At 69.6% G+C, this 13,634-nt stretch carries 11 protein-coding genes; 7 read left to right on the top strand and 4 right to left on the bottom strand.

Annotation, left to right across the window (positions count from 1 at the left end):
* Window positions 1-42: 42 nt before the first annotated feature.
* The gene (locus ACIPVB_RS12420; protein WP_400369292.1) at window positions 43-261 is read right to left on the bottom strand and encodes a hypothetical protein; all 219 of its coding nucleotides are present in this window, start codon (window positions 259-261) and stop codon (window positions 43-45) included.
* Window positions 262-396: 135 nt separating this feature from the next.
* On the opposite strand from ACIPVB_RS12420, the gene ACIPVB_RS12415 reads away from it, so the two are divergent.
* Entirely contained in the window at window positions 397-2,496 is a 2,100-nt protein-coding gene (locus tag ACIPVB_RS12415; RefSeq protein ID WP_400369291.1) for a type IIA DNA topoisomerase subunit B, read from the top strand.
* Between the two features lie 362 nt (window positions 2,497-2,858).
* Here ACIPVB_RS12415 and ACIPVB_RS12410 read toward each other — a convergent pair whose 3' ends face one another.
* Entirely contained in the window at window positions 2,859-5,327 is a 2,469-nt protein-coding gene (locus ACIPVB_RS12410; protein ID WP_400369289.1) for a DNA topoisomerase (ATP-hydrolyzing) subunit A, read from the bottom strand.
* Window positions 5,328-5,397: 70 nt separating this feature from the next.
* Between ACIPVB_RS12410 and ACIPVB_RS12405 the strand changes: the two genes are divergently transcribed.
* Window positions 5,398-6,525, top strand: coding sequence for an alkaline phosphatase family protein (locus ACIPVB_RS12405; RefSeq protein WP_400369287.1), 1,128 nt, complete (start codon window positions 5,398-5,400; stop codon window positions 6,523-6,525).
* Between the two features lie 25 nt (window positions 6,526-6,550).
* Here the strand turns inward: ACIPVB_RS12405 and sepH are convergent, their stop codons facing one another.
* Window positions 6,551-7,576: a septation protein SepH gene (gene sepH / locus ACIPVB_RS12400; RefSeq protein WP_400369286.1), complete on the bottom strand. Its 1,026-nt coding sequence runs from the start codon at window positions 7,574-7,576 to the stop codon at window positions 6,551-6,553.
* A gap of 219 nt (window positions 7,577-7,795) precedes the next feature.
* Here sepH and ACIPVB_RS12395 point away from each other — a divergent pair, with 219 nt between their 5' ends.
* Window positions 7,796-8,089 (top strand): DUF4193 domain-containing protein, encoded by a 294-nt coding sequence (locus tag ACIPVB_RS12395; RefSeq protein WP_058233180.1) that lies wholly within the window; start codon window positions 7,796-7,798, stop codon window positions 8,087-8,089.
* Here the strand turns inward: ACIPVB_RS12395 and ACIPVB_RS12390 are convergent.
* On the bottom strand, window positions 8,064-8,555 hold the full coding sequence (locus ACIPVB_RS12390; RefSeq protein ID WP_400369284.1) for a DUF3093 domain-containing protein: 492 nt from the start codon (window positions 8,553-8,555) through the stop codon (window positions 8,064-8,066). The genes ACIPVB_RS12395 and ACIPVB_RS12390 overlap by 26 nt on opposite strands.
* 12 nt (window positions 8,556-8,567) lie before the next feature.
* On the opposite strand from ACIPVB_RS12390, the gene dut reads away from it, so the two are divergent.
* The 4 genes from dut to acnA all read left to right on the top strand — a co-directional run bounded on the left by dut (window position 8,568) and on the right by acnA (window position 13,379).
* Entirely contained in the window at window positions 8,568-9,023 is a 456-nt protein-coding gene (dut, locus tag ACIPVB_RS12385; protein ID WP_400369282.1) for a dUTP diphosphatase, read from the top strand.
* Complete coding sequence (locus tag ACIPVB_RS12380; RefSeq protein WP_400369280.1) at window positions 9,020-9,652, top strand: DUF3710 domain-containing protein; 633 nt, start codon at window positions 9,020-9,022, stop codon at window positions 9,650-9,652. Before dut ends, ACIPVB_RS12380 begins: the two co-directional genes overlap by 4 nt.
* Window positions 9,649-10,404, top strand: a complete 756-nt coding sequence (locus ACIPVB_RS12375) for a DUF3159 domain-containing protein (RefSeq protein ID WP_400369279.1) — start codon at window positions 9,649-9,651, stop codon at window positions 10,402-10,404. Before ACIPVB_RS12380 ends, ACIPVB_RS12375 begins: the two co-directional genes overlap by 4 nt.
* Before the next feature lie 134 nt (window positions 10,405-10,538).
* Complete coding sequence (gene acnA, locus ACIPVB_RS12370; RefSeq protein ID WP_400369278.1) at window positions 10,539-13,379, top strand: aconitate hydratase AcnA; 2,841 nt, start codon at window positions 10,539-10,541, stop codon at window positions 13,377-13,379.
* Window positions 13,380-13,634: the final 255 nt, after the last annotated feature.

Genomic DNA, 13,634 nt, shown 5'->3' with positions numbered 1-13,634 from the left:
GAGCACTCCGGTGAGTGCGCGGGGCCCGTTCCGAGGACGGTCTCAGTCGGCGGTGGTGAGTCGCGCCGTCTCGTCGTGCCACGACGTGGCGACGCTGCGGAGCTTCTCTTCGTACTTGCGGCCGTGGTGTGCGCAGAACAGCAGCTCGCTGCCGTTCACCTCGGCGGCGATGTAGGCCTGAGCGCCGCAGGAGTCGCAGCGATCCGCCGCCGTCAGGCGGTGGTCGAGAACAGACGCGTCGGGTGCGGTCGTGGTGGTCATCTCGTTTGCCCTCCTCAGGTGGTCGTGGGGCGAGTCTCCATATACAACCACGTGGATGTTTCCCCTATGCCGCGGCTTGATCACATTTCGCTGTGCGCGTACGGTGACCCGACCACGCTGTGTGTCTGGCAGGGGATGTCGGCGGCCCCGATTACGCTGAAAGCCGTGACGTCCGAGTACTCCGCCCATCATCTGCAGGTCCTCGAGGGCCTCGAAGCCGTGCGCAAGCGCCCGGGCATGTACATCGGCTCGACCGACTCGCGCGGTCTCATGCACTGCCTGTGGGAGATCATCGACAACTCCGTCGACGAGGCCCTGGCCGGGCACGGCACCCGCATCGACATCGTGCTGCACGCCGACGGCAGCGTCGAGGTGCGCGACCGCGCCCGCGGCATCCCCGTCGACGTCGAGCCGCGCACGGGGCTGACGGGCGTCGAGGTCGTCTTCACCAAGCTGCACGCCGGCGGCAAGTTCGGCGGCGGGTCGTACGCGGCATCCGGTGGGCTGCACGGCGTCGGCGCCTCGGTCGTGAACGCCCTGTCGGAGCGACTCGACGTCGAGGTCGACCGCGCCGGCAAGACGTACGCGATGTCGTTCCATCGCGGCGAGCCCGGCCTCTTCGCCGGCGACGGACCCGACTCGGCCTTCACGCCGTTCGAGCGCAGCAGCGAGCTGCGGGTCGTCGGCAAGGCCGCCCGCGGGGTGACCGGCACGCGCATCCGCTACTGGGCCGACCGGCAGATCTTCACGAAGGATGCCGCCTTCGGTCACGACGAGCTCGTCCAGCGCGTGCGGCAGACGGCGTTCCTCGTGCCCGGCCTCGAAATCGTCGTCTTGGACGACCGCGGCGAGGAGCGGATCGAGACGAGCTACCGTTTCGACGGCGGCATCTCGGAGTTCGCGGACTTCCTGGCCCCCGATGCCGGGGTCACCGACACCTGGCGTCTGACCGGCACGGGGACCTTCACCGAGACCGTCCCCGTCCTGCAGCCGGGCGGCTCGATGATCCCCACCGAGGTCGAGCGCTCCTGCGAGGTCGACATCGCCGTGCGATGGGGCACCGGGTACGACACCACGTCACGCTCGTTCGTCAACATCATCGCTACCCCCAAGGGCGGCACCCACCAGCAGGGTTTCGAGCAGGGCCTGATGAAAGTGCTCCGCACGCAGGTCGAGCAGAACGCCCGCAAGCTCAAGGTCGGCAACGACAAGATCGAGAAAGACGATCTGCTCGCCGGTCTCACCGCCGTGTTGACCGTCCGGCTGCCCGAGCCGCAGTTCGAGGGGCAGACCAAAGAGGTGCTCGGCACTCCCGCCGTACGGCAGATCGTGGCATCCGTCGTCCAGAAAGAGATGGCTGCGCGCTTCGCCTCACCCAAGCGGGACGACAAGGCGCAGACGGCGCAGCTGCTCGAGAAGATCGTCTCCGAGATGAAGGCGCGCATCTCGGCGCGCACACACAAAGAGACGCAGCGTCGAAAGAACGCGCTCGAGTCCTCGTCGCTGCCGGCCAAGCTCGTCGACTGCCGGTCGAACGACGTTTCGGACTCCGAGCTGTTCATCGTCGAGGGCGATTCGGCACTGGGCACCGCCAAGCTCGCACGTAACAGCGAGTATCAGGCCCTGCTGCCGATCCGCGGCAAGATCCTCAACACGCAGAAGGCCTCGATCAGCGACATGCTGTCGAACGCCGAATGCGCCTCGATCATCCAGGTGATCGGCGCCGGCTCGGGACGCTCGTTCGATCTCGAAGCCGCCCGCTACGGCAAGATCATCCTCATGAGCGATGCCGATGTCGACGGCGCGCACATCCGCACCCTGCTGCTGACGCTCTTCTTCCGCTACATGCGGCCGCTCGTCGAAGAGGGCCGTGTCTTCGCGGCGGTCCCGCCGCTGCACCGCGTGATCGTGATGAACCCCGGCTCCAAGCCCAACGAGACCATCTACACCTACAGCGAGCAAGAGCTGCATCAGCTGATCACCAAGCTCAAGCGCTCGAACAAGCGGTGGCAAGAACCGGTGCAGCGATACAAGGGGCTGGGCGAGATGGATGCCGATCAGCTCGCCACGACCACCATGGACCGCGCGGGTCGCATGCTGCGCCGGGTGCGTGTGCAGGACATGGAGGCCGCGGCATCCGTCTTCGATCTGCTGATGGGCAGCGACGTCGCCCCGCGCCGCGAGTTCATCATCGACTCGAGCGACCGGCTCGCGCGCGAGCGCATCGACGTCTGACGCAGTCGCGAGCCGCAACCCGTCCCGGCCGGTGCGGGCACAACGACGGGCGCGCGCCACCGCCCACCCGAGCACAACGGCGGGCGCGCGCCACGGCCCACCCGAGCACAACGGCGGGCGCGCGCCACGGCCCACCCGAGCACAACGGCGGGCGCGCGCCACCGCCCACCCGAGCACAACGGCGGGCGCGCGCCACCGCCCACCCGAGCACAACGGCGGGCGCTGCGACCGACGCGCCGCGACACGCCCCGCCAGAGCGGTGTGTCGCCGAAAGATCCCGCCAACAGGCCCGCCAAAAGCCCGCCGCGCCGCACCCCCGGCACGACGTCGCGCCCGCACCGGGGCGCGCACGCCCGCGGGCCTCAGCGGACGACGGTGCCGATCGCGCCGACGACGGCGTCGAGGGGCTGACCCGAGGCATCGCGCTTGGCACCGACGTCCGGAAGAGCTCGCACCGAGCCGTCCGACCCGACCGCACGCGGGTCCGTGCCGACCCAGGCGAGCACGAGGGCGTCCTCTCCGCGCAGCAGACGCTGAGCGCGCACACCCCCGGTGGCACGGCCCTTCGCGGGGAACTCCGTGAAAGCGGACACCTTCGCGCTTCCGGCGTCCGTGCCCGGCAGGGCGGCCGACGAACCGGCGACGGTCACCACCACCGCGTCGAAGGCCGAGGCCCCGACCACGGCGAAGGCGATCACCCGTGCGCCGTCGGAGAGGCGGATGCCGGCCATTCCCCCCGCGGATCGTCCCTGGGGACGCACGGACGAGGCCTCGAACCGCAAGAGCTGCGCATCGCTGGCGACGAAGACGAGCTCGGCGTTGTCGCCCGCGAGGGCCGCGCCCACGACCCGGTCGCCATCGCGGAGCGAGATGATCTCGATCTCGTCCTTCGAGCCCAGCTCGGAAGCCGCGACGCGCTTGACGACGCCCTGCTCGGTGCCCAGCGCGATCGTGGGGGAGTCGACCAGCGGCACGAGCGCCACGACCTTCTCGCCCGTGGCGAGAGCGAGGTACTGCTCGACCTTCGTTCCCGCCGCCACCTGCACCGAGTTCGCGGGAACCGACGGCAGATCCACCGGCGAGAAACGGACGAGGCGCCCCGCGGAGGTGACAGCGCCGATGTCGCCGCGCGTGGTCGTGTCGACCGACGAGCGGATGGCGTCGTGCTTGGACCGGCGCGCGGGAGCGACGACCCCGCCGCCCGGCGCGTCGGCGATCAGCTCGGCACGCACCATGCGCCCCGTCGCCGACAGGTACACCCGGCACGGTGCGTCCGCGATCCGCAGGTCGGCAGCGGCGGCCGCCTTGGCCGAGCGGGGCTGCACGGGACCGCCGTTGAGCAGCAGCGTGCGCCGGGGGGTTCCGTAGGCTTCGGCAGCGGCATCCAATTCGTGGGCGACCTGCCGACGCAGCAGCGTCTCACTGCCCAGCAGCTCGACCAACTCGGCGATCTCCGCGTTCAGCTGGTCGCGCTCGGCCTCGAGCTCGATGCGCGAGAACTTCGTCAGCCGGCGCAGACGCAGCTCGAGGATGTACTCGGCCTGCGGGTGCGAGAGATCGAAGACCTCTTGCAGCTTGGTGCGCGCCTGCTCCCCGTCGTCCGAGGAGCGGATCACCTGGATGACCTCGTCGATGTCGAGGATCGCGATGAGCAGACCCTCGACGAGGTGGAGGCGTTCGCGCTTGCGCGCGAGACGGTATTCGCTGCGACGCGTGACGACGCGCAGGCGGTGGTCGACGTAGACGCGGAGCATGTCGCGCAGTCCCAGCGTCTGCGGCTGTCCGTCGACCAGAGCGACGTTGTTGATGCCGAAGGAGTCCTCGAGCGGCGTGAGACGGTACAGCTGCTCCAGGACCGCCTTGGCGTCGAACCCGGTCTTGATGCCGATCACCAGCCGCAATCCGTTGTTGCGGTCGGTGAGGTCGGTGACGTCGGCGATGCCCGTCAGCTTCTTGGCCTGGACGGCGTCCTTGATCTTCTCGATCACCCGCTCGGGGCCCACGAGGTAGGGCAGCTCGGTGATGACGATGCCCGTTCGGCGCGGACCCAGCGACTCGATGGACGCCTTGGCCCGGGTGCGGAAGGAGCCGCGACCGTTCGTGTAGGCGTCCTTGATGCCGTCCAGGCCCACGATGATGCCCCCCGAGGGCAGGTCGGGGCCGGGAACGAACTCCATGAGCTCGTCGACCGTGGCATCCGGGTGCTGCAGCAGGTGCGTGGCCGCGGCGACGACCTCGACGAGGTTGTGCGGCGCCATGTTGGTGGCCATGCCGACGGCGATGCCGGTCGCGCCGTTGACCAGCAGGTTCGGGAAGGCCGCCGGCAGCACCTCGGGCTGCTGGAACTGCCCGTCGTAGTTGGGGATGAAGTCGACGACGTCCTCGTCGAGGTTCTCGGTCAGCGCGAGCGCCGGCGGCGCCAGACGCGCCTCGGTGTAACGGGGAGCGGCGGGACCGTCGTCGAGCGAGCCGAAGTTGCCGTGGCCGTCGATCAGCGGCACGCGCAACGAGAAGTACTGCGCGAGGCGGACCAGTGCGTCGTAGATCGGGGCGTCGCCGTGCGGGTGGAGCTTTCCCATCACCTCGCCCACGACACGGGCGCTCTTCACGTGGCCGCGGTCAGGACGCAGCCCCATCTCGGCCATCTGGTACAGGATGCGCCGCTGCACGGGCTTGAGCCCGTCGCGGGCGTCGGGAAGAGCCCGCGAATAGATGACGGAGTAGGCGTACTCGAGGAAGGACCCCTGCATCTCGGTCGAGACGTCGACGTCTTCGATGCGTTCGGTCACGGTGGCGCCGGTCGCGGGGGAGGAGGAACGGGAATCGGGCATGGGTGCGGCCTCGGGTCGGGCGGGGGTCCGCAACGGACGTGGTCGGGAGCCGTGTGGAAGACTTGCTCCGATGTCACTCAGCCTACCGGCGGACCCGCCGCGCTCCCGGAGCCTCACCGATGTGCTGGCACAGACCATCGCCGCGCTGACGGGCGCATCCGACTGGTTCGCTCCCGCCGAGAGCGCGATCGTGTTCGTCGTCGACGGGCTCGGTGCGCACAACCTCGCCGCCCGCCGGGGCCACGCGCGTTTCCTGGGGTCGGTCGGGGGTCGCCGCGACGTGGCGCGCACGGTCTTCCCCTCGACGACGGCGGCGGCCCTGACGAGCCTGCTCACCGGCACCGATCCGGGCGCCCACGGGATCGCGGGTTACCGCCTGCGCATCCCCGGCACCGACATCGTCTCGAATCAGCTGCACGGGTGGGAGACCGACGGTCTCGACCCCCGCGCCTGGCAGCGGCGGACCCCCCTGCTCGAGACGCACGCGGCGTCCGGCGGCGACGCCTTCGTCGTCTCGCGTCCCGGCTACACGCGGACCGGGTTCACCGAGGCGACCCTCCGCGGCGCGCGCTTCCACCCCTCGGACGATCTCGACGAGCGCATCTCGCTCGCCGCCGACCTCTCCGCGCGGCATCCCGGGTCGATCACCTACCTCTACGCGCCCGAACTCGACACCGCGGGGCACCGTGACGGGTGGGAGTCGGACCGCTGGACCGACGCGCTCGAACGGGTGGATGCCGCGGCCTCGCGCTTGGCGGGCCTCGTCTCGCCCCGCACCGGTGTCGTCCTGACGGCGGACCACGGCATGGTCGACGTCCCCGCGCACAAGCACGTCCTGCTCCGCGACGGCGACGCCCTGCTCGACGACGTCACGCTGGTCGGTGGCGAGCCCCGCCTGCTGCACCTGTACACGGCCGAGGGACGGATGGATGCCGTGGCCCGTCGCTGGGTCGGGAGCGAAGGCGCGCGGGCCTGGGTCCTGACCCGCGACGAAGCCGTCGCCGCCGGACTGTTCGGCGCGGTCGATGCGGACGTCCTGCCTCGGATCGGCGACGTCGTCGTCGCCGCCCGGGGGCGATTCGCCTATTACGACGACCGCGAACCCGACAAGCGCCCGCAACGCATGATCGGGCAGCACGGTTCGCTCACCGACGAGGAACGCACCGTGCCTCTGCTGCGATGGGGCGCCTTCGCCTGAACCGAAGCGACCGGCCGGGGCCGGTTCAGCTCTCGTCGGAGCGGGCGCCGAAGACGATCTCGTCCCACGACGGCATGGAGGGCCGGCTCTTCGTGCGTCGCGCCTGGTCGGACTGCGGCCTCTCGGGCTCGGCCTCGGGTTCGGCGCGTTCCTCGGAACGCGCCGTTTCGGGGACCGGCTCGAAGAGCGAGACCGGCGCGCTCGCGGGCCGCGGTTCCGGCTCGGGCTCCACCCCGGGCAGGGGCTCGCGCTGCCCGCGTCGGCGGCGCAGGGCCTCGAGCAGGTCGGCGGTCTCGGACGAGGTCACCGTCGCCTCGGGGGCGCGCTTGATCGCGGCGGCCTGGACGGCCGCGGCGACGGGCCCGGTGGCTTCGACGCCCGGCTCGTCGTCGATGTCGAGACGGCGGGGACCGAACGCTCCGCTGTCGAATCGCGAGTCGTCTTTCGAGACGTTGTCGAGGGCGCGCAGCCGCGGGATCAGGCCCTCGGGCAGGGAGCCCTGACGCGACAGTTGGATCGCGTCGGCGTTCTGCGGCGAGAGGGTGCTGCGGCGCGGCTCGAAGCTCCACCGCGCATCGTGGTCGATGCCGTTGGCGGTGAACTCGAGCTTGACCATCCAGCCCGCGCTCTCCTTCCAACTCGTCCAGCGCTCGGCGGACGCCCCGGCCTCGGAGAGCTTCGCCCGCACGGCCGCACCGAAGGTGATGGGCGCGTCGTGCTCGAGCGTGCCGCCCAGCAGGACCGGTACCGCCAGCGCCTGACCGACGACGTGCTCGCGCTCGGCCAGGACGGGGGGCTCGAAGCGCTGCACGTCCTCGACGCGCGCGTTCAGCAGCGCCGCCACCTCTCTGGCCGAGAGTCCGGCGCGGATGTGCGCTTGGATCTCGCGGGGGCTCGGGCGCGGGGCGCGGTCGTCGTCTTCGCGGTCCCGACGGGCGCGACGCGCTTCCGCGCGCAACACCTCGTCGAGCGGAAGGGCGAAGCGTTCGCCCGCCTGAGTCGCCACGACGAGGACGTCATCCTCGGTTCCGATGACTTTGAGCTGTTCCATGCGAAACACCCCTCCGATCTGCGGTCAGCGCCCATGCTGACATGCGCGCCGCCCGGTTCCGGGAATATCGCGGGCGCGCCGCGAGTTTCCCGTCTCGCTCGACACGCACGTGGCAGCACGAGCATTTGCTTATCGCCTACGTGTCATGCAAACTATGCCCGCCCGATCGAGACCCGACCGGCACAGCACCACGAAATCCGGAAGTAGAGACCTGCACGCATGGCAACCGATTACGACGCACCGCGCAAGACCGAGGACGACAGCGAGTCGATCGAGGCCCTCAAGGAGCGCGTGCCCGACAAGGCGTCGGGGTCGATCGACAACGAGGATGCCGACAACCCCTCGGGCTTCGAACTGCCCGGCGCCGACCTGTCCGACATCGAGCTCGATGTCGTCGTCCTCCCCGCCCAGGAGGACGAGTTCACCTGCATGAGCTGCTTCCTCGTGAAGCACCGCTCCCAGATCGCCGAAGAGAGCGGCCCCGGCTTCATCTGCCTGGAGTGCGCAGCCTGACCTGAGCGCGCTGGATCGCCGCGATGAGGCGGTCCGGCGTGCGGGTGGACACCACCCAATACGGGGTCGGGTCGTCGGGATCCGTCACGGGCACCGAGACGATGCCGTCGATCCCACCCCGGATGACATGCCAGGCCCGATGGTCGAGACCACTCCCACGGGCCGTCCGTGCCTCTTCCGCCACGACGCCCGCCGGCACACCCAGCAGATCCACGGGGATGTGTGCGCGCCCGGCACGCAGCTCGCCGTCGCTCACCTCGACGACCGGCGACAGGGCCAGCAGCGCGGCCACGATGCCGACGGACACGACGAGCCCGATGAACAGGGCCAGCGTGGTGTCGAGCGGAGAGAAGACGACGGCGGCCATGGGGCCGCACACGGCGGCGGCGACCAGCGCCCACAGCGACGGGCTGAGACGCTCGCGGTACTCGACTGCGGTGCGGATGCCGCACCCCCTCTTCTGCATTACCCTCGTGGGGTGACCGAAACGGTGGACGTCCTCATTGTCGCATCCGAGCCCCCGGTCTTCGCCCACCCCGGCGACGCCGGAGCCGACCTGACGTCGGCGCAGGCGCTGCGGCTCGAACCCGGGCGTCGCGCGCTGGTGTCCACGGGTGTGCGCATCGCGTTGCCCGAGGGGTATGCGGCCTTCGTCGTCCCGCGCAGCGGCCTCGCGGCCAAGCACGGCATCACGATCGTCAACTCCCCGGGGACCATCGACGCCGGATACCGCGGCGAGATCAAGGTGGCGTTGCTGAACACCGACCTCGACGAGGCCTACGACATCGCGGTCGGAGACCGCATCGCCCAGCTCATCGTGATGCCCGTCCCACCCGTGCGCTTCGTCCCCGTGGACGACCTTCCCGACAGCGCGCGCGGTGACGGCGGCTTCGGATCGAGCGGATACCAGACCCTGCAAGGGAGCACCCGATGACCGACGACGCGTCGCAGACCACGCCCGAGGCCGAACAGACAGCCCTCGAACCCGCACTCCCCGCCAAGAGCGCCCCGGCCGATCGCGACAGCGCCGGCCCGTTCGACGAGGCCGAGGCCAACCCGGTCCGCCCCTACATCGATCTGGGCGGCATCAAGATCCTGCCCCGCGAGGGCCTCAACCTGCGTCTCGAGGTCGAAGAACAGACCAAGCGCATCGTCGCGGTCGGCCTGGACTACGCCGAATCGACGCTGCAGGTGCAGCCCTTCGCCGCCCCGCGTTCGAGCGGCCTGTGGGAAGAGACGCGCGAGCAGATCCGCCAGCAGGTCAAGCAGCAGGGCGGGCGCGTCGAGGAGCGCGAGGGACCCCTCGGGCCGGAGTTGCTCGCGGAGGTCCCCGTGATGGCGGGCGCGGACGGCGCCGGCAAACGCCTCGCCCGGTTCGTGGGGGTGGACGGACCCCGGTGGTTCCTGCGCGGAGTCGTCGGCGGGGCCGCGACGTCCGACATCGAGGCGGCTGCCGCCATCGAGGACCTCTTCCGCTCCATCGTGGTCGTGCGCGGCACCTCGCCCATGCCCCCGCGCGATCTGATCCCGCTCCGGATGCCGTCCACCCCCGGAACGGCATGAGCGACGACGCGCCGGACCGCGCTCGCGACGGCGACCGTGTCCCGCTGGATCCGCCCTCGGCGGCCGACAGTCTCGGTGCCGCCCTCGGCGGGGCCGCGCGGCGCGCAGGCCTCGACCCGGCGGCGCACGCGACGACCGGCGCGGCCGTGTGGTCCGCGATGGGCGGGTGGCGCGGCATCCTGGAATCGGTGCTGCCCTCGCTGGCGTTCGTCGTCCTGTTCACCGTCACGGTCGATCCCGAGACCCGCCAGGGCAACCTGTGGCTGAGCCTCGGGGTGTCCGTCGGGCTGGCCGTCGTCTTCACTCTCGCGCGCCTCATCGCCAAGTCGCCGCCCAGCGCGGCGATCGGCGGCCTTCTCGCCACGGCGGGTGCGGCGGTTCTGGCGCTGGTGACCGGCCGGGGCCAGGACAACTTCGTGCTGGGGTTCTTCACCAACGGCGCCTACGGGACCGCGTTCCTGATCAGCGCGCTCGTCGGCTGGCCGCTCATCGGCCTGGCCGCCGGATATCTGCTGGGCGAGGGCACGCGCTGGCGGGCCGATCGTCGCAAGAAGCGCGCGTACACATGGCTGTCGATCGCCTGGGCCGCGTTGTTCGCCGCGCGGCTGGCCGTGCAAGTGCCGCTGTACTTCGCCGGCGATGTGACCGCCCTCGGCACCCTCAAGATCGTCATGGGGCTTCCGTTGTTCGCGCCCATGCTGGCCGTGACCTGGTTGGTCGTGCGTTCACTCTCACCCCGGCGAGAGTCCTGATATTATCTTGACATCAAGATAAATCCGTCCCTCCGGAACGGTTAGGTCGGCCTTGCTGGTGTCGATCCGACAGCCCGGGGAAGATGGGGAAATGCGGGCCGACGCCTGCGCATTCGCCGACGAAGGAGACGATCGTGTCCACGGTTGACAGCTTCGGTGCAAAGAGCACCCTGACGGTCGGCAGCACCGACTACGAGATCTTCCGGATCGACACGGTCGCCGGTCACGAGAAGCTCCCCTTCAGCTTGAAGGTGCTGCTGGAGAACCTGCTGCGCACGGAGGACGGCGCGAACGTCACCAAGGAGCAGATCCAGGCGCTCGGTTCGTGGGTCCCCACGGCCGACCCCGACACCGAGATCCAGTTCACGCCCGCACGCGTGGTCATGCAGGACTTCACGGGCGTTCCCTGCATCGTCGACCTCGCCACCATGCGCGAGGCCGTCACCGCCCTCGGCGGCGACCCGAACAAGATCAACCCGCTCTCGCCCGCCGAGATGGTCATCGACCACTCGGTCATCGCCGACCTCTTCGGCAGCGAGAAGGCCCTCGAGCGCAACGTCGAGATCGAGTACGAGCGAAACGGTGAGCGGTACCAGTTCCTGCGCTGGGGCCAGACGGCGTTCGACGACTTCAAGGTCGTCCCCCCGGGGACCGGCATCGTGCACCAGGTGAACATCGAGCACCTGGCCAAGGTCGTGTACGACCGCTCGGTCGATGGCGTGCTGCGCGCCTACCCCGACACCTGCGTCGGCACCGACTCGCACACCACGATGGTCAACGGCCTGGGCGTGCTCGGCTGGGGCGTCGGCGGCATCGAGGCCGAGGCCGCGATGCTCGGTCAGCCCGTGTCGATGCTCATCCCGCGCGTCGTCGGCTTCAAGCTCTCGGGTGAGATCCCCGCGGGTGTCACCGCGACCGACGTCGTGCTCACGATCACCGACATGCTGCGCAAGCACGGTGTCGTCGGCAAGTTCGTCGAGTTCTACGGCGAGGGCGTCGCGTCGGTGCCCCTGGCCAACCGCGCCACCATCGGCAACATGAGCCCCGAGTTCGGCTCGACCGCCGCGATGTTCCCCATCGACGACGTGACCCTCGACTACCTGCGCCTCACCGGCCGCGACGAGCAGACCGTCGCCCTCGTCGAGGCCTACGCCAAGGAGCAGAAGCTCTGGCACGACCCGGCCCGCGAGCTCGTCTTCAGCGAGTACATGGAGCTCGACCTCTCCACGGTCGTCCCCTCGATCGCCGGACCCAAGCGCCCCCAGGACCGCATCCTGCTGTCCGAGGCCAAGTCGCAGTTCGAGAAGGACATCCTCAACTACGCGTCCGCGTCGACCACCGATTCGGTCGTCGACCTCGAGGTCGACGGCACCTTCCCGGCATCCGACCCGGGTGCCGTCCCGGGCGAAGAGACCGAAGACGTCACCGACAGCGACGTGCTGATCTCGTCCGGGCACCCGGCGAACGCGTCGAAGCCGGTCAAGGTCACCACGCCCGATGGCCAGTCGTATCTGCTCGACAACGGCGCGGTCACCCTCGCGGCCATCACGTCGTGCACGAACACCTCGAACCCCTCGGTCATGATCGCGGCGGGACTGCTCGCCAAGAACGCGGTCGACAAGGGCCTCAAGCGCAAGCCGTGGGTCAAGACGACGCTCGGACCCGGCTCGAAGGTCGTCACGGACTACTACGAGAAGTCCGGTCTCGACAAGGCGCTCGAGGGCCTCGACTTCTACACCGTCGGCTACGGCTGCACGATCTGCATCGGCAACTCCGGTCCCCTCATCGAGGAGGTCTCCGAGGCGATCAACGAGAACGACCTGGCCGTGTCGGCCGTCCTCTCGGGCAACCGCAACTTCGAGGGACGCATCAGCCCCGATGTCAAGATGAACTACCTGGCGTCCCCGCCGCTGGTGGTCGCCTATGCGCTGGCCGGCTCGATGAACTTCGACTTCGAGACCGACGCCCTGGGCAAGGATCAGAACGGCGACGACGTCTTCCTCAAGGACATCTGGCCCGCCCCCGACCAGGTGCAGACCATCATCGACGCGTCGATCTCGCGCGAGCAGTTCATCCAGCAGTACGCCACCGTCTTCGAGGGCGACGAGCGCTGGAAGAACCTGCCCACCCCGACCGGCCCCGTCTTCGAATGGGATGCCGACTCCACCTACGTCCGCAAGGCGCCCTACTTCGACGGCATGTCGATGCAGCCCTCGCCGGTCACCGACATCAGCGGGGCCCGCGTGATGGCGACGCTCGGAGACTCGGTCACCACCGACCACATCAGCCCGGCCGGCAACATCAAGGCGGGCACGCCCGCCGCGCAGTACCTGACCGAGCACGGCGTCGCACAGAAGGACTTCAACTCCTACGGCTCGCGCCGCGGCAACCACGAAGTCATGATTCGGGGCACCTTCGCCAACATCCGTCTGAAGAACGAACTCACCGCGGCGGTCAACGACGGAACGGTCGTCGAGGGCGGCTTCACGCGCGACTTCACCCAGGAGGGTGGTCCGCAGTCGTACATCTTCGACGCGAGCCAGAACTACCAGGCGCAGGGGACCCCGCTGGTCATCTTTGGCGGCAAGGAGTACGGCTCCGGCTCGTCGCGCGACTGGGCGGCCAAGGGGACCAACCTGCTGGGCGTCAAGGCGGTCATCACCGAGAGCTTCGAGCGCATCCACCGCTCCAACCTGATCGGCATGGGCGTCGTCCCGCTGCAGTTCCCGGCCGGCGAGAGCTGGAAGTCACTGGGTCTGGACGGCACAGAGATCGTCTCGATCGAGGGCCTCGAGCAGCTCAACGAGGGCGTCACGCCCAAGACCGTGAAGGTCACCGCCGAGCCGAGCGAGTTCTCGCCCGAGGGCAAGCAGACCGTCACCTTCGACGCCGTGGTCCGCATCGACACCCCCGGTGAGGCCGACTACTACCGCAACGGCGGCATCCTGCAGTACGTGCTGCGTTCGCTGGTCTGACTCACCGTCCGCTTCGAGCGCCCGTCCCGATCCGTCGGGGCGGGCGCTCGTCGCTGCTGCCCGCTGTCGCGGTCGCGGCATCCCTTTCGATAGACGCTCTTCGTGTCGAGACACGCTCTGTGACCGCGTTTCTCGACACGAAGAGCGTTTATCGCAAAGGACCGGCGATGCGACAGGGCATTCGGACCCCCGATCGCGCCGGACCGCAAGCGATTGCCGGGCCCGGAGGACCCCCGGAGACTAGAATCGACCCGT

Source organism: Microbacterium sp. NPDC090007 (genome assembly GCF_044748345.1).
In the GTDB taxonomy this organism is placed as follows: domain Bacteria; phylum Actinomycetota; class Actinomycetes; order Actinomycetales; family Microbacteriaceae; genus Microbacterium.
Note: the sequence above shows the minus strand (reverse complement) of the source record. Positions and strands in the feature narration are given on the sequence as shown.